Genomic DNA, 23,323 nt, shown 5'->3' with positions numbered 1-23,323 from the left:
CATTCCGTCTTGATTAAAAGGGAGAGAAGATAAATGAAAAAACTTAAAACAAGAGACGAAATACCACAGCCGCGTACTTATGGGCCCTTATTAAATTTACCACAGGTAGATTTTGATGCCCCTACACAGTCCTTTGCTAAGTTAGCGGATAAGTATGGGCATATCTTCAGAATGCAGCTTCCTGGAAGAGATACATTGTATGTATCTGGACACAAGATTGTCGAAGAGGTTAGTGATGAGAGCAGGTTTGCGAAAAATGTATGGAAGCCATTACAAAATGTAAGGGAGTTTTCAGGAGATGGGCTTTTCACGAGTTGGACGCATGAAGATAATTGGAAGAAAGCTCATAATATATTGTTGCCTAGCTTTAGCCAAAGAGCGATGCAAGGCTATCACGATAAAATGCTCGATATTGCACTTCAATTAATTCAAAAATGGGCAAGGCTCAATGAGGATGAAGCAATTGATGTGCCGGAAGATATGACACGTCTAACTCTTGATACCATCGGCTTATGTGGGTTTAACTATCGGTTTAATAGTTTTTATACTGAAAAAAATCACCCATTTATTGAAAGTATGGTTAGTGCGCTTGATGAAGCAATGAATCAATTGCATCGCCTTGAAATACAAGATAAATTAAGTATTCGAAAGAAGAACACATTTAAAAAAGATATTGATACGATGTATGCACTGGTAGATAAATTAATTGCTGACCGCAAACGCTCAGATGAGATCGACAAGGGCGACCTCCTATCTCGAATGCTTGAAGGAGTAGATCCTCAAACTGGAGAAGGGTTAGATGATGAGAATATACGCTATCAAATGATTACATTCTTAATCGCAGGTCATGAAACAACAAGTGGGCTTCTTTCTTTTGCCATTTATTACTTGCTGAAAAATGAAGATAAATTAAAAAAAGCCCAAGAAGAAGTGGAAACGGTTCTAACACATGAACTACCAAGCTATCAACAAGTGCGTCAGCTTAAATATATACGAATGATTTTAGAGGAGACCTTACGTCTTTGGCCAACAGCACCAGCGTTTTCCCTTTATGCACTAGAGGATACAACGCTACAGGGAGAATATGAAATCAAAAAAGGTGATTCAGTCAATGTTCTTCTTACAGCCCTTCACCGAGATAAGGAAGCTTGGGGAGAGGATGTAGATTCATTTAAACCTGAGAGGTTTGAAGATCCGACTAAAGTTCCTGAGAATGCGTATAAGCCATTTGGTAACGGTAAAAGAGCATGTATCGGGCAACAGTTTGCCCTGCATGAAGCAACACTGGTGCTAGGTATGCTCTTAAGAGAATTTGACTTTATTGACCATACTGATTACCAACTCGAAGTTAAAGAAACATTAACTCTTAAGCCTCATGAGTTTAAAATGAAAGCCAAAGTACGTGAAAGAAAAGATATCATGATGCCAAGCCCGAGACGTTCTGTTAATAAGAGAGAAAGTCAGCCGGTAGAAGAAAAGGCAGAAAGCAATAATCACAAGACCCCTTTACTCGTTTTATATGGTTCTGTGATGGGTACCGCAGAAGGAGTAGCGAGGGATTTAGCAGAGGCTGGACGACTTCAAGGGTTCGATTGCAATGTAGCGACTTTAAATGAGCTTAAAGGAAGCTTGCCTAAGGAGGGGCTTGTTCTTATTGTGTCAGCCTCTTATAATGGAAAACCACCTGAGAATGCCGAGGAATTTATGGAATGGCTTGATCAGACTGATGCTTCACTTGATGGAGTGAGGTATGCCGTATTCGGGTGTGGCGATACCAACTGGGCAAGTACGTATCAGAAAGTACCTGTACTAATTGACCAACAGTTAGAAGGAAAAGGGGCTTCACGAGTCTATAAACGTGGTGAAGGGAACGCAAATGCTGATTTTGAAATGGAGTTCGAGGAGTGGCACGGAGCCATGTGGCCTGTTGTTCTAGATGAATTTGATATTGAGCTGAAGGAAGATTTATTGAATCAAGGCACGCATCTTGACCTTCAATATGTGAGTGGTATTGCTGAGGCATCAATAGCGAATAATCATTTAGCAAAGGAAAGTAAGATTATAGAAAACCGTGAACTTCAAAGTGAGGAAAGTGGGCGTTACACCCGTCACCTTGATATAGCTGTACCGACAGGGTTGCATTATCGCGAAGGTGATCACTTAGGTATCATACCAAAAAACAATCAATCCTTGGTGGAGCGTGTCCTAAAACGGTTTAACTTGAAAGGAACAGAAAAAGTGATTCTGCAAGGGAGTGGACGCAGTTTAGCTCATTTACCAAAGGGAGAACCAGTAAGCATCCACGATCTTCTTAGCTATAGTGTTGAATTACAAGAACCTGCTAGCAAAAAACAAGTAGGAGAAATGGCCTCAAAAACAACTTGTCCTCCTCATAAAATGGAGTTGGAGCAGTTGCTAGAAGATGAGCATTATCGTAATGAAGTTTCTAAGAAAAGAATCTCTATGCTTGATTTTCTAGAAAGGTATGAAGCATGTGAAATGGAGTTTGAGCGGTTTTTATCTTTATTGCCACCGTTAAAACCTAGATACTACTCCATCTCAAGCTCACCAAGTGTGCAGAGAGAGCATGTAAGCATTACGGTTAGTGTGGTAAGGGGAGACGCATATAGTGGTAATGGAGAATACAAAGGGGTGGCTTCTAATTATTTGATGGAGCTTCAAGAAGGCGATGACGTAGTGATCTTTTTTAGAACTCAACGTGCCTTTAAGTTACCTGAAGACTCTAGTTTTCCCGTGATAATGGTTGGACCAGGTACAGGGATTGCCCCTTTCAGAGGATTTATACAAGCGAGAGATGCGATGAAAAAAGAAGGCACAGAGCTTGGGGAAGCACATCTCTACTTTGGAAGTCGTCATGAGAAGCATGATTATTTATATGATCGAGAGTTAAAAGAGTATGAGAAAAAAGGCATCGTTTCCCTGCATACCGCGTTTTCCCGTATGGAAGACCGACCTAAAACATATGTACAAGATCTCATGAATGAACACGCAGATCAATTAATTCGACTGCTTGAGGAAGAAAGAGGATACCTTTATATTTGTGGGGAAGGAAGTAAGATGGCACCGGACGTTGAACAAACGTTAAAAAAGAATTATGTCACTATTAAAAATGAATCAGAGAGAGATGCGCAAAAGTGGCTAGATAATCTTCAAGAAGAAGGGCGTTATGTGAAGGATGTGTGGTAAGGATATTTGAGTCGACAACTTCAATACTGGCTGAAGTTGTCGATTTTTTTGTATAGTTCAAGTCTGGTTATACCTCTTTAATAAACAAAAGCTCCAGGATCAACCGCCTGGAGCTTTCCTTATTACAGTGACATCTTAATAACCTTCTTATAATACAAGGAAGGGCTCTTTTTTACAAAAAAAATTTTCAATTTAAAAAAATTAGGAATCGATCCAAAGCGCTGTAGAAAAAGGATTATACGGACTAGTAGTATTTAAATTATCTAAAAAAAGAAAGCGGTTTCGAAAAAAAGATTGTATAATAATTAGTGAGCATATATAATAATCTACGAAAGGGCTTTCTTAGGCGGATAACTTAGAAAAAAATAATAAATGTCATCTTGAATGACTGGATAAAATGTTTATTACATCAAATCCTGCTAAGAAGCCGCATTGGAATCACTATGGAAATATAAAAAACAGGTACAGAAGTATAAGTAATTACGAAAGCGCTTTTTGTCGTATGGTAGTATGAACATGATTTATGGGAGGAGTTTCAAAATGTCTATTATTCAATTTCCAAAAGATATGAAGTGGGGTGTTGCTACGGCATCCTATCAAATAGAAGGCGCAGTTAATGAAGGCGGAAGAGGACTTTCCATTTGGGATACATTCTCCAAAACACCTGGAAAAGTAGTAAATGGTGATAACGGGGATGTTGCTTGCGATAGTTACAATAGATACGAAGAAGATGTAGAGATCATGCAAGACCTAGGTGTTGATTTTTATCGATTCTCTGTTGCTTGGCCAAGAATTTTTCCAGATGGGACAGGTGAAGTGAATCAAGAAGGTCTAGATTACTACCATAAATTAGTTGATAGCTTATTAGCAAAGGGCATTGAGCCAATGTGTACACTATATCATTGGGATCTGCCTCAAAAGCTACAAGATAATGGTGGATGGGATAATCGTGAAACGATCGAGGCATTTGTTAACTATGCTGAACTAATGTTCAAAGAATTTAAAGGTAAAATTAAACATTGGATTACCCTTAATGAGCCTTGGTGTGTGTCATTCTTATCGAACTTTGTTGGAGCTCATGCCCCAGGGAAACAAGATCTTCAATTAGCGGTAAATGTCGCTCATCACCTACTAGTAGCGCACGGTAAAACGGTTATCCGTTTTAGAGAGCTAGGTATGGAAGGGCAAATTGGATACGCTCCAAACGTTGAATGGAACGAGCCATATAGCAATAAGCAAGAAGATATTGATGCGTGTAAACGAGTGAATGGATATTTCTTAGATTGGTTCTTTGACCCTGTATTTAGAGGCTCGTATCCTCAATTTTTAGTGGAATGGTATGAGGAGAAGGGTGCTAAATTGATGATTGAAGAAGGCGATATGGAAATCATCCAGCAGCCAATCGATTTTCTTGGAATTAACTATTACTCAGGAAGTGTTGGAAGGTACAAGGAAAACGAAGGGGTATTTGACCACGAAACAGTGGATACAGGTTACCAAAAAACTGATATTGGTTGGAATGTGTACCCTGAAGGTTTTTATAAAGTACTTACGTATATTAGTGACAACTATGGCGATATCCCAATATATATTACTGAAAATGGGTCATGCTATAATGACGGCCCAGAGGATGGTGAAGTGAAAGATGAAGGACGAACGAATTACCTTAAACAACATTTAGTTTCCTTACATCGAAGCATGGAATCGGGTGTGAATATTAAAGGGTATCTAACTTGGTCATTACTAGATAACTTTGAGTGGGCAGAAGGGTATACAATGCGTTTTGGGATTGTACACGTAAACTATAGAACACTAGAACGTACTAAGAAAGATAGTTTCTATTGGTATAAACAAACGATAGCGAATAATTTCTTTGAAGTGTAAGGAGCTAGCAGAAGGAAGTATTAATATGGATGCTAATCTTAAAGGCTTCTCTTGTAAAACTACTAAAGCGCTTTAGTGATTTAAAAGTAGGGCAATTTGCTACCTCACCTTCTAGCGCTTACTGTTCAATATAAAAAGCAGCAAGAAGGACTTAGTGCAACTAGAGAAATTTAGGAGATAATTGATTCTAATGATAGATTGTTCTGAGAGTATAGTCTTTTGAGGAGGTGAGGGAGTAGTAAATTGCTTTCGGGTTAGTTGTTAGGCCATATAAAAACTAAAACTAATTTTTTAAGGGGGAAAGGTTATGTCTAAATTTTTTAAGCTAGCAGCATCGACGGTATTAGCTCTTTCGGTACTTGCAGCATGTGGAGGAAATGATGATGCTCCAGAGGAGAACGCTGGAGGCGATGAAGAAGGTACATCTACTGAAGCAATTGGTGATGGTGATATCGAATTAGTATTTTGGGAATTTGGTAACACTGGATATGATAAATTAATTGAAGAGTACGTGGAAGAAAATCCACAAGTTACCATTAACCTACAAAATAGTGACATGAATGACTTACATGATAACTTATTTACTTCCATCTCTGCTGGTTCGGGTGCTCCTGACATTGCGATGATTGAGGAAGCTCAAATTGAAAGATATCGTAATGCAGAGAGTTCATTTACGAATCTTTATGACCATGGCGCAGAAGAAGTTGCAGATAACTATCTTGATTGGGTATGGCAAAACGGTGAAAATGCTGATGGTGACTTCGTTTTTGGATTACCAACTGACATTGGACCAACTGTAATGTTCTATCGTACAGATGTATTTGAAGAAGCCGGTTTCGATTCTTCACCAGAAGCCGTTTCAGACCTAGTTGCTACTTGGGAAGACTTTGAAAATGTAGCGAAAGAAATCAATGAAAAAACTGGCAAGCAAATGGTTGATGGTGCAGAACTTGTCTACAATGCAAGACGTGACCAAGCGACTGAGCAATACTTTAATACAGATGACGAGTTAATCGTTGAAGAGCACGATCAAATTAGTGGTGCTTATGAATATGTAGCTAGTTTACTTGACCAAGGATTAATTGGAAATATTCCACTTTGGACTCCGGAATGGTTCTCTGGAATGGATGAAGGTAACTACGCAACAATGCTAGCTCCAGCATGGATGCAAGGTGTAATTAAAGATAATAGCCCAGAAGATGGAGTATGGTCTCTTACAACAATGCCTGAGGGTGCTGGTAACTGGGGAGGTTCATACTTAACTGTTCCAGCTGAGAGCGAACACCCAGAAGAAGCTTACAAATTCATCGAGTGGTTAACTGCTCCAGAACAACAATTAAAAGCATTCTTAGATTATGGATTATTCCCATCTGCTCCAGCAGTTTATGAAATGCCTGAGTTCTTAGAATACGAAGACGAGTACTTTGGTGGGGTTGCAGTGGCTCAAGTGTTCTCTGAAGCAGCAGAAGCAGTTGTTCCTGTATACAAAGGTAGAAACTACTATCCAGTTGATGGTGAAGTAAAAGAAGCTATTGATAACGTTGCAGCAGGTAATGACCCGGAAGAAGAGTGGGAAGCTGCAATTGAAAGAATGGAAAGAATCATTGATAGACAGTAATTGATTTCATGGGGATGTCAATTTATATGGCATCCCTATTAATTTAAACTTGTTGGTTCCTGATAAGGTTTTTCCGTTTCGAGGATGGCTTCTACCATTTATAAGGACTATTAAACAAACGTTTATATAAGCCATTCTCGAAAACCAATAAGTATTTTGAAGGAAAGATTCATTTTCGTAAGGGGGTACAAACAATTGGAGACCACTAAGAAGACAAAACGGCTTACAGAGAAAAAGCGAACTGCTTTATCAGCTTACTTATTCATTTCTCCTTTCTTCATCTTATTTGCCATTTTTGGATTGTTCCCAATGATCTTCAGTTTCTATTTATCATTCTTTCGCTGGGATGGGTTAAATCCAATGACCTATGTTGGTTTCAAAAACTTTGAGTTCATTTTTAATGACCCAGTGTTTTTCTCGTCCATAAAGAATACGTTTATTATTGGAATTATGGGAACGCTGCCACAAATTATCGTGGCGATTTTAATTGCCTTTGCATTAAATTCACAACTTATACGTTTTCGTAATACATTTAGAACCTTTATCTTCTTACCATATATCACTTCAATCGTAGCGGTAGCTATCATTTTTGGTGTGGTATTTAACAACCAACCATTCGGCTTCGCTAACTATTTTCTCAGTTTGTTTGATATAGCTCCAATCCGTTGGGACGCTGAGTATTGGCCGGTAAAAATTGCGATTGCCACGATGGTATTTTGGAGATGGGTAGGGTATAACACAATTATTTTCTTAGCTGGTATGCAAAGTATTCCAAAAGAGCTCTATGAGGCTGCAAAAATGGATGGGGCTACACTTAGCCAACAAATACGTTTAATTACTCTACCAATGCTGAAGCCGATCACGATGTTCGTTGTTTTCACAGCAACAATCGGAAGCTTTCAATTGTTCACTGAGCCTCTTATTTTCTTAGGAAGAAACTTACGTGAAGAGGGTATTACGATGGTAGCTTACTTATGGAGAGATGCGTTCGTCTACAACTCCTTTGGAACAGCTTCTGCAGCAGCAATCGTTCTGTTTTTAATCATTATCACATTAACGGCAATTAACTTATTCATTACAAATCGAATCGGCCGTTCAAAAAAGATTAGTTAGGGGGGACTAAAATGGCAGCGAAAAAAGAGGTTGGAGAAGGGAAATTTTCAATCAAAAAAATGGGGGTTTATTTATTTCTAATCTCCGGTTCATTAGTTTCCCTATTTCCATTTTATTATATGTTCGTCATGGCCACTCGCTTAAATAGAGAAATTAACCAGGTTCCACCACCTTTTACGCCGGGTCGACACTTAGTGGAAAACTTTCAAAAGGTAACAAGTAATATTGATTTCTTCGGAGCGATGTGGAACTCGCTATACGTTTCTACAACGATTACAATCGGGACACTTTTCCTTTGTTCATTAGCAGGTTATACGTTTGCAAAGCTAGAGTTTAAAGGGAAAAATGTTCTATTCGTTATGATACTAGTTACAATGATGGTTCCACCACAGTTGGGTTTAATACCACAGTATTATATTATAACAACATTAGGCTGGTTGAATGATTTCAAAGCCCTTATTATTCCAGGTTTGATCAATGCATTCGGTATTTTTTGGATGAGGCAGTATATTAAAGACGGGGTGCCGTTTGAAATTATTGAGGCAGCAAGAATTGATGGTTGCTCAAACTTCCGCATTTATTGGAATATTGTCGTGCCGATGACGTTACCTGCATTTGCAACGTTAGGAATCATCGTCTTCATGCACGTATGGAATGATTTCTTATGGCCATTAGTTGTGTTGCGCGATCCGTCTATGCATACGTTACAAGTTGCATTGCGTGCATTAAATGACGCTCGTCAAATGGATTATGGTATGATTATGTCTGGAACATTCTGGGCTACAGTACCATTACTTGTAGTGTTCCTGCTATTTAACCGTTTATTTATTCAAAGCTTGTCTGAAGGTGCTGTGAAGAGCTAAAAAATTTATCAAATCAACTTAGTGAAAGCTTCAGATTGAAGAATAATAAGAATACGGACGGAATCCAGGGCGGTGCGAAAGTGCGGCTTTAAGGTTTTACACATCATACAATGGGGTTGACTCATAGTTACCTAAAGCAGATCTAGTGAGTCAACCACAATAACATCGGAGGATAACGTTGGGTAGAATTATATTTCAAATCGCTGAGCTCATCTATAAGTTTATAGCATTAAATGTTCTTTGGTTGGTATTCTTTGTTCTGGGGCTTGGTATTTTTGGATTTATGCCAGCGACCGTAGGACTGTTTCAAGTGATTAGAGACTGGATAAAAGGTGAAAAAGGTGTTCCTTTATTCTCTAGTTATCTAAAATATTTCAAAGGTGAATTTATTCGTTCCAATCTAGTTGGTGCAATCTTTCTTGTATTGTTTTATATTATTTATGTGAACTTTTCTTTTGTAGGATTCTTCTATTACGAATCAATCCAGCTATACATCTATATCGTTATTTTTAGTGTTGGAGCGATCATTCTCATGACTTTTTTAAATGTATTTTCAGTCATGGCACATTTTGAATATAAAACACTACATTATATTAAAGTGGCTGCAGGCTTAGTGTTCGCACATCCTTTCATTTCACTGATCCAACTGATTTGGCTGTTCGCTTATTTCCTAATCTCGATAAACTATCCTAAGATATTTATCGGTATTGGTATAAGTGTATTTGCTTATGTTTTAATGAGCATAAATTATTCTCTCTTTAAAAAATATAAGGCGGTTTAAGCAAATCTAGGAACTGAAATTTAAAGCAAAAGGGGGGGAAATGAAAAGTGACTACTATATATGATATTGCCAAGAAAACGGGCTTTTCTATAAGCACTGTTTCGAAGGTGTTAAATAACTACTCCGATGTAGGAGAAAAAACAAAGAAAATCATTAATGAAGCAGTTGAAGAACTAGGCTATTTTCCAAGCTCTAGTGCGAGAACATTATCTACCAAAAAATCTTGGACCATTGGTGTGGTTTTCGTTGAGGATTCTGGTATTGGTATTGAGCATCCTTTCTTTAATGCGGTGATTGAAAGCTTTAAGAAATCTGCTGAAAAAGAAGGGTACGATCTTTTATTTGCTTCTAATAAAATTGGCAATGAACCTAAATCATATTTAGATCACTTTTTATATCGTGGTGTTGATGGGGTTGTGGTTGTTTGTTCTACGATGGATTCACCTCATGTTGAAAAGCTAATGGATTCTGATCTCCCTTCTGTTGTTATTGACTTAGATATAAGAGGTGCTAGTGTCGTTTTTAGTGATAATATCCATGGAAGTGAACTAGCGGTAGATTACTTGTACTCATTAGGCCATCGAAATATCGCACATATTGCAGGACATAGGCAGCTATATGTTGGTGTTCATAGATTAAAAGGTTTTATTAGTGCTATGGAGAAAAACAACCTTAGTATTCGTGAGGAGTACATCGCAGAAGGCGGTTACTTTACTTACGAAGGTGGTAAAAAAGCGATGGAACAGCTTTTACAATTAGAGGAGAGGCCTTCTGCTGTTTATGCAGCAGGTGATTTAATGGCCCTAGGTGCAATTGCTGCTATTCAAGAAAAAGGGCTGAATGTACCGGATGACATTTCGATTATCGGTTTTGATGATATTCAAATTGCACGATATATGACCCCTGGATTAACAACCATTAGACAGGATACATCCCTTATTGGCAAAACAGCAGCAGGTCTTTTACTAGACCAGATTAATGCTAAGCAAAAGCAGTTTATGTCTGTGAAAATACCTGTTACGCTCATTGAAAGAAGTTCGTGTAGACCAATTCAGTAGTATATTGGTCTACCCATCTTCTTACTATATTTTTTTAACTATTTACGAAAGCGCTTTAGTGTGTTTTGAAAACGTTATGCCCAAGCTAAAATTATCCTAATAATGAGGTGAGAAAGTGTACAAGTTAAATAAGGATCAAACATTTAAAATAGATAATTACCAGGAGCAAGCCCCTTTCTCTAGTTTCCTACCAGGTATTGCAGGGGTAGATGGGATTCCTATGTGGGTATTCTATGTAAACAGAGGACAAGGCATCGCAAGCTTTGGTATTCAAGACAAGGACCATGCAATGTTAGAGTTCATGCCTGCTGACAAGTCTTATCAGAATGTACAAGTTCAAGGATTTAGAACGTTTATAAAAGTAGTAGAGGATGGCGAAGAAAGCTTTTTAGAGCCTTTTTCTTCACAGAATAATAAAAAGAACAATATCGAAGAAAAGATGACCATTTCAGAAAATGTTCTAGAGCTTGAATTTATTCATAAAACACTTGAATTGAAGCTAAAGGTAGAATACTTTATATTACCGGAAGCCGCAGTTGCTGGTCTTGTCCGACAGGTTACCTTAACGAACCTTTCTGAAAAAACGAGAGACATCGAGATTTTAGATGGTTTACCGGCAATCTTCCCAAGCGGAGTGCCTAATATGGCTTATAAAGAGTTAGGAAATACGGTCAAAAGCTGGTTTGATGTTGTGAATGTAGACGAGAATATTCCTTTTTATAGATTAAGAGGTAGTATCGAAGACTCCTCTGAAGTAAAAGAAATTCATCAAGGGAATTTCTATATGAGCTTTTCTCGTAGTCCTCAAGGTGAAGAGAAACTGCTTAAACCTATTATTGATCGAGAGGTTATCTTTGGTTCTGATACGTCCTTACAGGTTCCGCATCAATTTTTAAATCAACCGATAAGTACATTATTAGAGCAGCCCAATCAAACAACAAATAAAGTATCCTGTGGTTTTTCTGCTGAAAAAGTGGAGCTTGGCTCAAATGAACAAGTGGAATTCCACACGGTCATTGGATATGCAAAGAATTTAGATACAGTCCAATCCTATGTGAAAGATACTTTCACTATTTCAAAACTAGAAGAGATGCAGGAACGGGCAAAGGATATCACTGATTCAATTACGAGTAAGATTAAGACCCGCACTGGGCAACCGTTATTTGATGCCTACGCACAACAGAGCTTTTTAGATAATGGCTTAAGAGGTGGTTTTCCAATCATCTTTGAAAAGGAAGCTCAGAATAAAGTCTATTACTTGTTTTCAAGGAAGCATGGCGACTTGGAAAGGGATTATAACTTTTTCTCTATCAGTCCTACTTATTATTCTCAAGGAAATGGAAACTATCGTGACATTAATCAGAATCGCCGTTGTGATGTATTTTTTGAGCCTAAGGTGGAAGATTACAACGTCAACTTATTTATGAATCTTATTCAACTAGATGGCTATAATCCATTGGCTGTTAAAGGTGTTCGATTTATGATAAAGGGTCACTTTCCAGTCTCGGAGTTTGTTGATAACGGAGAGGAAAAGCTAGATGAGTTTTTCAAGAAGAGTTATACACCTGGGGAGTTAAAGCATTTTATAGAAGATGAAAACATTCCATTAACTTCTTCTTTTGAAAAGCTCTTATCGAGTGCTTTGGTAGCCTCTGATGAACTTGAGCAAGCAGAGTTTGGCGAAGGTTATTGGATGGATCACTGGACTTATAATTTGGATTTAGTGGATAGCTATTTGGCTATTTATCCTGATAAAGAAAAGCCATTCTATTTCAATAAATCGTACAAGTATTTTGAAAGTCCTGTAAGAGTAAAGAATCGTCAGGAAAAGTATGTAGTTAGTAATGGAAAGCTACGTCAGTACCATGCTGTGGAAAAAATGAAAGAAAAAGTTGAAAAGGCAGCTGCAAATAATGGCGTACTATGGATAAAGAATAACTTTGGCGAAGGCGATATTTATTATACTAGTCTCTATTCAAAACTCGTTGTTCTCGCGTTAGTTAAAACAGCAACGATAGCTCCCTATGGTTTGGGAATTGAAATGGAAGGAGACAAACCAGGATGGAATGATTCTCTAAATGGCTTGCCAGGTATGTTTGGAGCAAGTACTTCAGAGTTATTCGAGCTTAAGCGATTAATTGACATGCTTCTACGTGTCGAAAGTGGTGATGAAGTTGCGTTACCAGTAGAAGTAAGTGAGTTTCTTGGTCGTATAGTAGAAGAGTTAACGACACTCGATGGTGGACCAGGTTCTGATGAAAGCGAGTCTCGCTATTGGAATAAGGTGACGTCACATAGAGAACATTATCGTGAAACGATCTACGCTGGCATCAGCGGAGAAGAGGTTTCCTATACACTCGAAGAAATGAAGCAATCCTTATTGGTATTAAAAAAACGAGTGGAAAAAGGAATTGAGAGAGTTCAGTCTGATGCTGATCCATTAATTCCAACATACTTTTATTTTGAACCGAAGGCAGATATAACTGATGTATCGGTCGACCGGTCTGATATTGAGTGGTTGCCTAGAGCAGTTACACCATTTTTAGAAGGTGTTGTAAAGCAACTGAAGGTGACGGAACAGTCAGAGCTTGCTAAGGAGCTTTATGATACGGTAAAGAAATCGGATATTTATGATCAGAAGCTCAGCATGTATAAAACATCGATGAGTATTGCTGAGGAACCATTAGAGCTCGGGCGGGCAAAGTCCTTTACTCCAGGGTGGTTGGAAAACGAATCGATCTTCTTGCATATGGAGTATAAGTATCTGTTAGCTACATTAAAAGCAGGTTTAACTGACGAGTTTTTTGAGGATATGAAAAAAGCGTTAATCCCTTTCTTAGATCCAGAAGTCTATGGCAGAAGCATTCTTGAAAACTCTTCGTTTATTGCAAGCAGTGCAAATCCGAATGCCGATTTACATGGCCAAGGTTTTGTTTCGCGACTAAGTGGTTCAACCATTGAATTCATGAATATGTGGTTTGTAATGATGGCAGGTGAGAAGCCGTTCCTTCTCAAAGAAGGTCAACTTTCCTGTCAATTGTCACCGACGCTTCCAGGATGGATGTTCGATGATAATGGGGAAGTCTCCTTTACCTTCCTTGGAGTGACAGAGGTGGTCTATGTGAATAAAGAAAGGGTCAATACGTATGGAGTGGATGGCGTCTCTCCAACAAGTATTGAAATTACGTTTGACGATGGTACAACTAAGCACGTTGAACCTACTGAAGTAGTGGGGGACCTAGCAGTTGCCGTTCGTAATGGTGACGTTAGCAAAATAGTTGTTCGTTTGAGCTAGGACAAACTTTACTATTAATTAAATTAAAATAAACTCCACATACGAAAAGACCTGCAATCGAAATTGCAGGTCTTTTTCCCTTTTAACTAAGGGCGATTAAAGCTTAAATGAACTCTTCAATGAAACGATTAAGTTAAACACAGGGTGACCCTTCGTTGTCTCTTTTGGATCGACATTGAAGTAGCCGTGTCTGAAGAATTGGAACTTCTCTTGTGGACTTACGTCTTTCATATTCGGTTCAACGAAGCCTTTTAATACTTCCAGAGAGTTAGGGTTTACTTGATCTAAGAACGTTTTTTCCTCTGCTGGTTCTGTTGTTTCTTCTACTTCTTCTTGCGTTTCGCTCAGTAAAAGTGGCTCGAATAGATTGAATTCAGCTGGAACGGCTTGAGTTGCTTCAACCCAATGCAATGTTCCTTTTACTTTACGACCAGTGAAGCCTGATCCACTCTTTGTCTCTTGGTCATACGTACAATGGATTTCAACCACGTTTCCGTCTGCATCTTTGATGACGTCTTCACACTTAATGAAGTACGCATGCTTTAGACGAACTTCGTTACCAGGGAAGAGGCGGAAGTATTTCTTTGGAGGGTTCTCCATAAAATCTTCTTGTTCAATATAGATTTCTCTTGAAAATGGGATTTGTCTTGTTCCCATATCTGGGTTTTCAGGGTTGATTTCCGCATCAAGCATTTCAACTTGTCCTTCTGGATAGTTAGTGATGACTACTTTTAACGGGCGAAGGATGCCCATTGTACGAGGAGCTTTCAATTTTAAGTCCTCTCGTACAAAGTAATCAAGCATTTGAGAGTCTACTGCTCCCCATCCTTTTGAAACACCAGTCTCACGGACAAATGTACGGATTGCCTCAGGTGTATAACCTCTTCTTCTAAGACCAGAAATCGTTGGCATACGCGGGTCATCCCAGCCATCTACAAATCCTTCATCAACGAGCTGCTTTAATTTACGTTTACTCATAACCGTATTTGTAATGTTTAGGCGGCCGAACTCGATTTGTTGTGGTACACTTTGGGTTTCACATTGTTCAATGATCCAATCATAAAGAGGGCGTTGATCTTCAAATTCTGTTGTACAGATTGAATGAGTTACACCTTCAATTGCATCTTCTAATGGGTGAGCGAAGGCATACATTGGATAAATGCACCACTCATCCCCAGTGTTGTGGTGTGTTGTATGAGAAATACGATAAATAACAGGATCTCTTAGGTTGATGTTAGGTGAGCTCATATCAATTTTTGCACGTAATACTTTTTCCCCGTTTCCAAAATCGCCTTTACGCATGCGCTCAAATAAGTCTAAATTCTCCTCAATTGAACGATTGCGATAAGGGCTGTCTTTCCCAGGCTCTGTTAATGTTCCTCGGTATTCACGGATTTCATCAGCTGAAAGATCATCGACATATGCTTTTCCTTTGTTAATAAGCAAGACCGCTCTCTCATACATCTCTTTGAAATAATCTGAAGCGAAAAAGAGGCCATCCCAGTCATAGCCGAGCCATTTCACATCTTCTTTAATGGCATGGACATATTCTGAATCCTCTTTGAGTGGGTTCGTGTCATCAAAACGCAAATTTGTTTTTCCATCAAATTCATCTGCTAGATCAAAGTTAATGACGATCGATTTAGCATGTCCGATATGTAGGTAACCATTTGGTTCTGGTGGGAAACGAGTCATAACATGGTTTCGTTTGCCGGAATCTAAGTCTTCTTTTATGATATTTCGTATAAAATTGGAAGAAGTATGTTCCATGTTTTTTCACGCCTTTTCTTATTATGAATTGTGTATAGAATGTTTTTCCATCATACACTGTGTAATAGAGAATATTGTATCACATGTCCGTGTTTGAACAAATGCTAGGCTTTATATTTGCCGGGGTTTTAGAGGTTTTTTTATGTAGAAAACATTATTCTTACCCGAATCGGTTAGAAGTATGTAATCGATAAAAAATAAACGTACCATATTAACCTAAACATGTAGCAATATTTCATATAGCCCATAGGATAAGGATAGGAGTCTAGCAGGAGGAGAGGCGTATAATATGTATTATTCTAGGGTTACGAATGGTCAAGTGCAAGTTGTAGCTTATGCACAGGGAGATGTAACGGGAGACGGTGTTATCGATCAGGTGTATTTAACTGGTATACAAACGCCTGATAGTCCTTTTATACAGAATATCACTCTAGTTGTTCAAGACGGGAGTACAGGCTTCATGTCGAGTGTCGCACTTAGTGATAATACGGGCTATGATCCTACTTTGTTTTTAGGCGATTTTACCGGAAACGGAGTTGATGATATTTTTATAAGTATTAATACGGGCGGCAGCGGAGCGATTATGTATCATTTCATTTATTCCTACCTTGATAACAAGGCTCAACTGCTGTTTGATTTTAATGTGTATAATGAGCAGTATCAATATGAAGTCACGTACCAAGATTATTATAAAGTCGAAGTCATTAGCCTCATAAATAATACAAAATACATCATTGATCTCTCAACTCGAGATAGTGATTATTTAAATGAAATATATGATGAAAACGGTTTGCTGTTCAGTCCGATCAGCGGTTTTGTCAATCCTTTAAGTGGTCTATATCCAGTCGATTTTAATTCAGATGGTGTGTATGAGCTACTTGCTTATCAAAAAATTGCAGGGAGATACAATGCTGACTCTCTTGGGTATGTCTTGAACACTTTAGGGTGGAATGGTCAAAACTTCGGGCTGGAGAATCAAAATGTTGCGATTTGGGGTACTGCAAATGATTAAAGGGCCACAGACAGCGACCACTATATGCAAAATATGACGCCCATGTAGGGTGTCTTTTTTGCATTTCTGCACATAGTGAAGGATGCCACTGAATTTACGTAAATTTTATTAGTGAAGTGTTTTTGTCATGGTACATCCTCGTATAGTCATAATCTGAATAAGTAAAACAATACGAGGGGGGATGTGTAAGATGGTTAATGAGTTTCAACCAGAATGGAATACACATTGGTATAGGAACAGTCCTTACCATTCGTCTCAATGGCAGGGTTATGGTTACCAAAACGATGATCAACCGCAATATAATCCATACCCATTTCAACAAGGGTATCAGGTGCAATATAACCCATACCCATTTCAACAAGGGGGGTATCAACTGCAATACAACCCATACACACTTCAACAAGGATACGAGTTGCAAAATAATCCATACACACATCAACCATATACTCCGACTTATTATGATCAACATGAGAGCTACAATCTTGATTGGCGTCAAAGTTGGAGAGAGTGGGAGGATCTCGGTTCCCCTCCACGTGGATTTAGGGGGTCACCTACTGTAGCATCATGGCAGGCTAACCGACTTGATTGTTTCGTTCGAGGAAACAACAATAATATGTGGCATAAATGGTGGGACGGGGCAAGGTGGAATAATTGGGAGGACCTAGGTTCGCCAAGGGGTGGTTTAAGAAGCTCACCGGAGGCCGTTTCATGGGGACCAAATCGGATTGATTGTTTTGCAAGAGCTGGAAGGGATACGATGTGGCATAAATGGTGGGACGGTTCAAGGTGGAGAGAATGGGAAGATCTTGGAGCTCCTCGGCCTGGATTTACAGGGAAACCTGCTTTGGCCTCATGGCAAGCAAATCGATTAGATTGCTTTGTACAAGGGAACGATAACAACCTTTGGCACAAATGGTGGGACGGGGCAAGGTGGAGCAGTTGGGAAAATCTCGGTGCTCCAAGGGGAGGATTAAATGGTTCCCCAGGTGCTGTCTCTTGGGGACCAAATCGAATTGATTGTTTTGTTCGAGGCAGGAACAATCGAATGTGGCATAAATGGTGGGATGGCTCAAGGTGGAGTGGGTGGGAAGATCTCGGATCACCACAGGGAGGGTTTGATGGCTCACCGGCTGTTTCTTCTTGGGCACCTAACCGACTAGATTGTTTTGTAAGAGCTAGGAACAATCGAATGTGGCATAAATGGTGGAACGGCTCAAGGTGGAGTAACTGGGAGAACCTCGGAGCCCCACAAGGAGGAATTCGTTCTTCCCCAGGAGCTGTGTCATGGGGATTGAACCGGATTGATTGTTTTGCAAGGGGAAGAAATGATGGTATGTGGCATAAATGGTTTGCATAAGGAGGAGCGTATACACTTCTTTTTAATAGCTTATAACCAAGCAGATATGACAACTGTCATATCTGCTTCTTGACGTTCATGACTTCTTTGCCGCATCTGTTTCTTTTATGATTAAGTTAATTAAATAGTTCCCATAATAAATTAAAAGCTGTTATCAAGGGGGAAGTCATGAGTAGTAATTCAAAGTTATCTCAACTCAAAAAAAGTATTGCGCCATTTGAAAAATCAGATATTAAATCAAGCTTAAAACAAATATTGAATACGGTTCCACCGTTTTTCTTATTATGGTTTTTAGCGTATCAAAGTTTATCCATTTCAATCTGGTTAACCTTTGCATTTGCCGTTGTAGCAGCAGGATTTGTTGTTCGCATCTTCATTATTTTTCATGATTGTTGTCACGGGTCATTTTTCAAAAGTAAAAAGCTTAATAATATAGTTGGTACCATTACGGGTGTCATTACGATGTTCCCTTACGAAAAGTGGAAACGTGAGCATTCGATTCACCATGCAACAAGCAGTAATTTAGCTAAACGTGGCACGGGTGACGTGTGGATTATGACGGTAGATGAGTATGTATCAGCCTCATTTAAGGAAAGATTGGCATATCGTCTATATCGCAATCCAATTGTGATGTTTGGACTTGGTCCACTTTACTTGTTCTTGATTACAAATCGCTTCAATCGTAAAGATGCTAGAAAGAAAGAAAGACTAAATACACATTTGATTAACGTTTCAGTCGTGGCTGTTTATTCCGTGCTCATCTGGTTAATTGGATGGCAGGCGTTCTTGCTTGTTCAAACACCTATTTTATTCGTATCAGGTTCACTTGGAATTTGGTTATTTTATGTGCAACATCAATTTGAAGACTCTTACTTTGAAAATGAAGAAGAGTGGGATTATGTGAAAGCTGCTATAGATGGAAGTTCGTATTATAAACTCCCAAAAGTATTACAATGGGTGACAGGGAATATTGGCTACCATCATGTACATCATTTAAGTCCTAGAGTTCCGAATTACAACTTAGAAAAAGTTCATGAAACAACACCACCACTGCAACAAGCGACAACGATTACTGTGGGATCAAGTTTACAATCGATTCGTTTCCGTCTATATGACCAAAAAAGCAAAACGTTTGTGAGTTTTAAACAAGTAGCACACCTACTTCCTAAGGCAAAATCAAATGTAGAGTTGAAAAAGAGGCAAACGAACCTTCAAACTAATAATAAATAGTTCAATGAAAAGCCGTTCAATCACCATTGAATGGTTTTTCGTTGCTTCAAGGACAAAAAAAGGAAATTTATTGTATGATAAAAGTATCATCTAAATAAAGAAAGGAGGTCATTATGCAAAGTTGGTATAATATCTTCCCTAAAAATACGGGGCTAAGCGTGTACGTATGGATTATTTTTTGTTTATTACCATTCTACTTCATCTTTAGGTCATCTTCGGCTATAGAAATCATCTTTGGTATTATTATGATCTTATTGTTCTTTGTTTCGTACCGTCTATCGTTTATTTCTAAAGGTGGGCTCGTCTATTTATGGGTAGGAATTGAGATGGCGATAAGTATTGGTATGAGCTTATTTTACGGGTATGTTTATTTTGCTCTTTTCCTCGCCTTTTTCATAGGGAATATTAAAAGTAAAGTGGGTTTTTTCACCCTTTATGTCACGCACTTGTTAACAACGATTATTGCAGCGAGCTTAAGTTTTTTCACTCAAAATGAACTGTTTTTTGCTCAATTTCCTTTTATTATTATTTCGATTATCGGTGTGATTTTGTTGCCCATTAATTCGTATAATCGAAACAAACGTGAAAAGTTGGAAGGACAATTAGAAGATGCAAACAAACGAATCTCTCAACTTATCGTTATTGAAGAACGGCAACGGATTGCCCGTGATTTACATGACACACTTGGTCAAAAATTATCTCTTATTGGGTTAAAAAGTGATTTGGCTAAGAAATTAATTGAGATCAACCCGGAGAATGCAAAAGTTGAATTAAGTGATATTAATCAAACAGCGAGGACAGCATTGAAAGAAGTTCGTGAAATGGTGTCTGATATGCGTGGGGCAAAGCTAGAAGATGAAATCATTCATATGCAGCAAATTTTAAAAGCAGCCCAAATGGAATTCATCCTTGAAGGGAATGCCAAATTATCGAATACCCCCTTGTTAGTCGAAAATGTCGTGAGTATGTGTTTGAAAGAGGCAGTGACCAATGTCATTAAGCATAGTCAGGCTACTTCTTGTAAATTAGTGATCCAAGAGCTAGATGAAGAACTTCAAATTATTGTACAAGATAATGGCATTGGGATATCAGAGGACGAGGGTTCAACGGAAGGAAATGGACTGAGGGGAATTAGAGAACGGTTAGAGTTTGTAAATGGCAGTGTGGACATCTCAGCATCAGATGGGACTACTCTTGATATTCGAGTACCAAATATCATTCAACAAAGGACATAGGGGGGATTGACTTGATTCGAATAGTAATTGCCGAAGATCAGCGAATGTTGCTAGGGGCTCTCAGTTCTTTACTTGATTTGGAAGAAGATATGGAAGTGGTTGGGAAAGCACGGAACGGTGAAGAAGCTTTAGTCTTAGTGAAGCAGCACCAACCTGATATTTGTATCATGGATATTGAAATGCCAATGAAAAGTGGACTTGATGTAGCAGAAGAATTGATCGATCAACCATGTAAAGTCATTATCTTAACCACCTTTGCACGCGCCGGTTATTTTGAACGGGCCAGAAATGCAGAGGTGAGCGGCTATTTGTTAAAAGATAGTCCTAGTGAAGAACTAGCAAACTCGATTCGTATCATCATGGACGGCAGGAGGATTTATGCCCCAGAATTAATCGATTTGGCTTACGATGATAAAAATCCCCTTACGAATCGTGAAAAGCAGGTCATGGAGTTAATTGCTGAAGGGAAAAGCACTAACGAGATCGCAAGTGAGCTTTATCTGACAAATGGTACGGTGCGCAATTATATTTCAGTCATACTGGATAAGCTTGATGTAGGTAACAGAATCGAAGCAATTTCGAGGTTTAAAGAGAAGGGTTGGTTTAAATAGCGGAATGCTTTGTTAAAAGTCAGATGCACTCTTTCTTATCGAGGGAAGCACTGACTTTTTTGTGCCTACATTTGGATCGGTTTTCAAGCAAAATGCTGAGAAATTTAAATATAAGCCAGCCGTAATTTTCTGTAGGAGATGACCAAAGGATGACGTATCGATTTTAAGTGAAGATGTGATTGAATTTTGTAATGGCAGGTTAGCCAGTTATAAGAAACCAAGAACGATTGAATTTGTCGATGAGTTGCCAAGAAACCCATCTGGCAAGGTCTTAAAAGTAGAGCTTCGAGAGACTTACAGGAAAGCTCATCAAACGAAATAAACTGCGCCCTTATCACATCATGTGATAAGGTTTTTTCTTATTCTTTAAATGTCCATTTCAAATAAGAAATGGATACTGCCTTTATCCAATAGAGCATATAGTATATAAAGTTTACATCGTATAAAAAGAGTTAACATGCAGGGGGCGATCACATGAGAAACAAGAAGAGAAAGAAGCCGAACATTCTTATCTTAATGGTGGACCAGCAACGGTATCCCGCAGTGTATGAAACGAACGAATTAAAAAAATGGTGTGAAGAAAACTTAACAGCACAAAAACTGTTACGTAAAAATGGGATGGTATTTAAAAATCATTATGCTGGTAGTACCGCCTGTTCCCCGAGTAGGACCACATTATATACGGGACAATACCCTTCCCTGCACGGAGTCACTCAAACCACTGGGGTCGCTAAGGGAGCATTTAACCCAGATGTTTTTTGGCTCGATCCTAATACTGTACCGACCATGGGGCATTATTTTCGCGCAGCTGGATATGATACTTTTTGGAAAGGTAAGTGGCATGCATCGGATGAAGATATTTTAATTCCAGGTACTCATGATGCCTATTCTAGCTATAACACAAATACGGGAGTCCCTGTGAAAGACAAGGTAAAAATGTATAAACAAGCAAATCGCCTTGATGCTTTTGGATTTTCTAGCTGGATCGGACCTGAACCTCATGGAACAGACCCGCGTAACTCTGCTTCTTCTGCGGCTAAGGGTATGAGTGGGCGTGATCAGGTTTATGCAGAAGATACGGTGAAGCTGATAAAGTCTTTAGATAAGAAGAGTCAAAAAATAGAAGAACAAAAGCCGTGGTTTATTATGTGTTCATTGGTAAATCCTCATGATATCGCTTTGTACGGTGTACTAACGGCTGTACAGCCAACTTTTCATTTTGAGGTCGATCAAACACTGCCATTTATTCCGCCAGCTCCTACGGTAGAGGAGTCATTAACAACTAAACCGAGAGCACAGGAGAGCTATCGTTACACTTACCCTAGAGCCCTTCAGCCGATTATCGACAATAATTTTTACAGACAGCTGTATTACAGCCTACAAAAGAAAGCAGATCAAGAGATGAAAAAGGTTTTTAAAGCTCTTAAACAATCTAGTTTTTATGAAGATACAATTGTGATCTTTACCTCTGACCATGGTGAACTGCTAGGGGCACATGGGGGATTGCATCAAAAGTGGTATAACATGTACGAAGAATCTATCCACGTTCCGCTCATTATTCATAATCCGCTTCTTTTCGAGCAGGATGAGGAAACGGATATGCTGACGAGTCATGTTGATATTCTGCCTACATTATTAGGGTTATCAGGAGTGAAGGTAGAAAAGGTGCAGGATAAGCTTGCAAAAAGTCATACAGAAGTAAGGCCTTTGGTTGGAAAGGATCTAACCCCGTTAATAAAAGGGTCAGAGGCGTTTCAAGAGGCAGATGAACCTCTTTACTTTATGACGGATGACGATGTCACTAAGGGCCTGAATCAAACAACCGCTAGAGGAGAGCCTTATCAGTCGGTTCTTCAGCCTAATCATATCGAAGCGGTTATTGCTAAACTTCCGAGTGGAAAGAGAAGCGAGAAGGAAATCTGGAAGTATGCCCGATATTTTGACAATCCTCAGTTCGATGATGATCAAACAAGAAAGCAAGTGCCTGATGAATTTGAATTATATAATCTTACTCAAGATCCGTTTGAAGAAAGAAATTTAGCCAACCCTGAACATGCTACAGAACTGACTGGGCGCATACAAAAGGTTTTAAGTGCGATCTTAGCCGAACAATCTAAACAAAAACGACTCCTTCCAATAGATAATTAGTAGCATCTAGGTTAGCTCAATTAAAATTATATGATGATAATTTTCTAGAAAGGCAAAAGGTTATACCGATAAAAAGTGAGACCGTTATTGTAGTTAAAAACACTCCCCACCTTATGGTGAGGAGTGTTTTATTTATGACTA

General features: G+C 38.8%; 16 protein-coding genes. 15 read left to right on the top strand and 1 reads right to left on the bottom strand.

The window, feature by feature from the left end:
- The first annotated feature begins 33 nt into the window (after window positions 1–33).
- The 8 genes from AB3N04_RS09315 to AB3N04_RS09280 all read left to right on the top strand — a co-directional run bounded on the left by AB3N04_RS09315 (window position 34) and on the right by AB3N04_RS09280 (window position 13,819).
- On the top strand, window positions 34–3,207 hold the full coding sequence (locus AB3N04_RS09315; RefSeq protein WP_368505774.1) for a bifunctional cytochrome P450/NADPH--P450 reductase: 3,174 nt from the start codon (window positions 34–36) through the stop codon (window positions 3,205–3,207).
- A 540-nt stretch (window positions 3,208–3,747) separates the two neighbouring features.
- Window positions 3,748–5,091, top strand: a complete 1,344-nt coding sequence (locus AB3N04_RS09310) for a GH1 family beta-glucosidase (protein WP_368505773.1) — start codon at window positions 3,748–3,750, stop codon at window positions 5,089–5,091.
- A 307-nt stretch (window positions 5,092–5,398) separates the two neighbouring features.
- Window positions 5,399–6,709 carry an ABC transporter substrate-binding protein gene (locus tag AB3N04_RS09305; protein ID WP_368505772.1) on the top strand — a complete coding sequence of 437 codons (1,311 nt, stop codon included), beginning with the start codon at window positions 5,399–5,401 and terminating at the stop codon, window positions 6,707–6,709.
- Window positions 6,710–6,904: 195 nt separating this feature from the next.
- Window positions 6,905–7,822, top strand: coding sequence for a carbohydrate ABC transporter permease (locus AB3N04_RS09300; RefSeq protein ID WP_368505771.1), 918 nt, complete (start codon window positions 6,905–6,907; stop codon window positions 7,820–7,822).
- Between the two features lie 11 nt (window positions 7,823–7,833).
- A complete protein-coding gene (locus AB3N04_RS09295) occupies window positions 7,834–8,685 on the top strand; it encodes a carbohydrate ABC transporter permease (RefSeq protein WP_368505770.1) in 852 nt (283 codons plus the stop codon).
- Between the two features lie 178 nt (window positions 8,686–8,863).
- On the top strand, window positions 8,864–9,466 hold the full coding sequence (locus AB3N04_RS09290) for a YesL family protein (RefSeq protein WP_368505769.1): 603 nt from the start codon (window positions 8,864–8,866) through the stop codon (window positions 9,464–9,466).
- Window positions 9,467–9,513: 47 nt separating this feature from the next.
- A complete protein-coding gene (locus AB3N04_RS09285) occupies window positions 9,514–10,524 on the top strand; it encodes a LacI family DNA-binding transcriptional regulator (protein WP_368505768.1) in 1,011 nt (336 codons plus the stop codon).
- Between the two features lie 115 nt (window positions 10,525–10,639).
- Window positions 10,640–13,819: a hypothetical protein gene (locus tag AB3N04_RS09280; protein WP_368505767.1), complete on the top strand. Its 3,180-nt coding sequence runs from the start codon at window positions 10,640–10,642 to the stop codon at window positions 13,817–13,819.
- 96 nt (window positions 13,820–13,915) lie between these two features.
- Here the strand turns inward: AB3N04_RS09280 and AB3N04_RS09275 are convergent, their stop codons facing one another.
- Window positions 13,916–15,589 carry a glutamine--tRNA ligase/YqeY domain fusion protein gene (locus AB3N04_RS09275; protein WP_368505766.1) on the bottom strand — a complete coding sequence of 558 codons (1,674 nt, stop codon included), beginning with the start codon at window positions 15,587–15,589 and terminating at the stop codon, window positions 13,916–13,918.
- A 289-nt stretch (window positions 15,590–15,878) separates the two neighbouring features.
- On the opposite strand from AB3N04_RS09275, the gene AB3N04_RS09270 reads away from it, so the two are divergent.
- The 7 genes from AB3N04_RS09270 to AB3N04_RS09240 all read left to right on the top strand — a co-directional run bounded on the left by AB3N04_RS09270 (window position 15,879) and on the right by AB3N04_RS09240 (window position 23,182).
- The gene (locus tag AB3N04_RS09270; protein ID WP_368505765.1) at window positions 15,879–16,601 is read left to right on the top strand and encodes a VCBS repeat-containing protein; all 723 of its coding nucleotides are present in this window, start codon (window positions 15,879–15,881) and stop codon (window positions 16,599–16,601) included.
- A gap of 190 nt (window positions 16,602–16,791) precedes the next feature.
- Window positions 16,792–17,958 carry a carbohydrate-binding protein gene (locus tag AB3N04_RS09265; protein ID WP_368505764.1) on the top strand — a complete coding sequence of 389 codons (1,167 nt, stop codon included), beginning with the start codon at window positions 16,792–16,794 and terminating at the stop codon, window positions 17,956–17,958.
- 168 nt (window positions 17,959–18,126) lie between these two features.
- Window positions 18,127–19,188: a fatty acid desaturase gene (locus tag AB3N04_RS09260; protein ID WP_368505763.1), complete on the top strand. Its 1,062-nt coding sequence runs from the start codon at window positions 18,127–18,129 to the stop codon at window positions 19,186–19,188.
- Window positions 19,189–19,301: 113 nt separating this feature from the next.
- On the top strand, window positions 19,302–20,423 hold the full coding sequence (locus tag AB3N04_RS09255) for a sensor histidine kinase (RefSeq protein WP_368505762.1): 1,122 nt from the start codon (window positions 19,302–19,304) through the stop codon (window positions 20,421–20,423).
- Window positions 20,424–20,434: 11 nt separating this feature from the next.
- The gene (locus tag AB3N04_RS09250; RefSeq protein WP_368505761.1) at window positions 20,435–21,034 is read left to right on the top strand and encodes a response regulator; all 600 of its coding nucleotides are present in this window, start codon (window positions 20,435–20,437) and stop codon (window positions 21,032–21,034) included.
- Between the two features lie 175 nt (window positions 21,035–21,209).
- Window positions 21,210–21,356 (top strand): hypothetical protein, encoded by a 147-nt coding sequence (locus AB3N04_RS09245; protein ID WP_368505760.1) that lies wholly within the window; start codon window positions 21,210–21,212, stop codon window positions 21,354–21,356.
- A 152-nt stretch (window positions 21,357–21,508) separates the two neighbouring features.
- Window positions 21,509–23,182, top strand: coding sequence for a sulfatase-like hydrolase/transferase (locus tag AB3N04_RS09240; RefSeq protein WP_368505759.1), 1,674 nt, complete (start codon window positions 21,509–21,511; stop codon window positions 23,180–23,182).
- Window positions 23,183–23,323 lie beyond the last annotated feature (141 nt).

Origin of the sequence: Alkalihalophilus sp. As8PL (assembly GCF_040939795.1) — a bacterium.
Classification (GTDB): domain Bacteria; phylum Bacillota; class Bacilli; order Bacillales; family Bacillaceae_D; genus Alkalihalophilus; species Alkalihalophilus lindianensis.
This window is presented reverse-complemented; position numbering and strand designations above follow the sequence as displayed.

Excerpts from the sequence above, each read along its gene's own strand:
- AB3N04_RS09270 (WP_368505765.1), top strand. The coding sequence starts at position 15,879 with ATGTATTATTCTAGGGTTACGAATGGTCAAGTGCAAGTTGTAGCTTAT.
- AB3N04_RS09260 (WP_368505763.1), top strand. The coding sequence starts at position 18,127 with ATGAGTAGTAATTCAAAGTTATCTCAACTCAAAAAAAGTATTGCGCCA.
- AB3N04_RS09255 (WP_368505762.1), top strand. The coding sequence starts at position 19,302 with ATGCAAAGTTGGTATAATATCTTCCCTAAAAATACGGGGCTAAGCGTG.
- AB3N04_RS09275 (WP_368505766.1), bottom strand. The coding sequence starts at position 15,589 with ATGGAACATACTTCTTCCAATTTTATACGAAATATCATAAAAGAAGAC.
- AB3N04_RS09240 (WP_368505759.1), top strand. The coding sequence starts at position 21,509 with ATGAGAAACAAGAAGAGAAAGAAGCCGAACATTCTTATCTTAATGGTG.
- AB3N04_RS09265 (WP_368505764.1), top strand. The coding sequence starts at position 16,792 with ATGGTTAATGAGTTTCAACCAGAATGGAATACACATTGGTATAGGAAC.
- AB3N04_RS09315 (WP_368505774.1), top strand. The coding sequence starts at position 34 with ATGAAAAAACTTAAAACAAGAGACGAAATACCACAGCCGCGTACTTAT.
- AB3N04_RS09305 (WP_368505772.1), top strand. The coding sequence starts at position 5,399 with ATGTCTAAATTTTTTAAGCTAGCAGCATCGACGGTATTAGCTCTTTCG.
- AB3N04_RS09310 (WP_368505773.1), top strand. The coding sequence starts at position 3,748 with ATGTCTATTATTCAATTTCCAAAAGATATGAAGTGGGGTGTTGCTACG.
- AB3N04_RS09295 (WP_368505770.1), top strand. The coding sequence starts at position 7,834 with ATGGCAGCGAAAAAAGAGGTTGGAGAAGGGAAATTTTCAATCAAAAAA.